Genomic DNA, 798 nt, shown 5'->3' with positions numbered 1-798 from the left:
TGCAGGTATTCAACGCGACAGGCAGCCTAGTTTTCGACGCGCTGTATCCGTATCTAAATCCGACGCAGATATACCAAGATACCAGCGGTGCCCTCATCGGTTCTAATGTCACGCTCACCGGGGATGCGGGAAAGACCTATGCGGTAGTGCAGAACTATATGGCGTTGCTGCAATATGTAGGATGGGAAGACCCAAGCGGCACTGTTGGTCCTAGTACAACTTACAACGTTTCAATGGAAGGCAGCGTTGCAAAGTTTACCTCGGCGAATACTCTGGTTCTCAGCACGTTACAAATATACTACGCAATAACCGGCTCAGTGTCGTACAGCGGCGGGGGCGGTACAGCCTGTTATCTAATGGTTGACGTTACCGGCCTGTAATTAACCCCGCTAAAAAATCCTATTGGAGTAAATATGCCCTGGTACAGATCGGGCACGGTTTCGTGCACGCAAAATTCCACTACGGTGACCGGCACCGGTACCGACTTCGCGGCGAACAGCCGGGTGGGCGATGCCTTCCTTGGTCCTGACGGCAACTGGTATGAAGTGGCCAATATCGCCAGCGCTACGGTGCTGTCGATCTTGCCGGCCTACCAGGGCGCGAGCGTCGATGCTGGGAGCTACGCCCTAGCGCCCATGCAGGGTTACGTGAAGGACTCGGCGGACCAACTGCGTTCGCTGGTGAGTCAGTTCGGCAGCCTGGCCGCAGATCCCTCGATTAACGCGCTTGAGGCGCTCACCGGTGCTGCCGACAAACTGGCCTACTTCACTGCGGCCGACGCCATGGCGCTGGCCGATT

The 798-nt window shown here is 56.3% G+C and carries 1 protein-coding gene and 1 pseudogene; both read left to right on the top strand.

What is annotated here, in order from left to right; all coding sequences use genetic code 11:
• The coding region (locus tag HAQ05_RS27915; RefSeq protein ID WP_190427623.1) for a hypothetical protein at positions 1–380 on the top strand (380 nt) is incomplete at its 5' end.
• Between the two features lie 33 nt (positions 381–413).
• Positions 414–798, top strand: a pseudogene (locus HAQ05_RS27910) (hypothetical protein); the annotation flags it as partial.

The sequence above is a fragment of the Pseudomonas typographi genome (assembly GCF_014694385.1).
Classification (GTDB): domain Bacteria; phylum Pseudomonadota; class Gammaproteobacteria; order Pseudomonadales; family Pseudomonadaceae; genus Aquipseudomonas; species Aquipseudomonas typographi.
The sequence above is the reverse complement of the archived record's forward strand: the minus strand, read 5'-3'. Positions and strand labels throughout refer to the sequence as shown.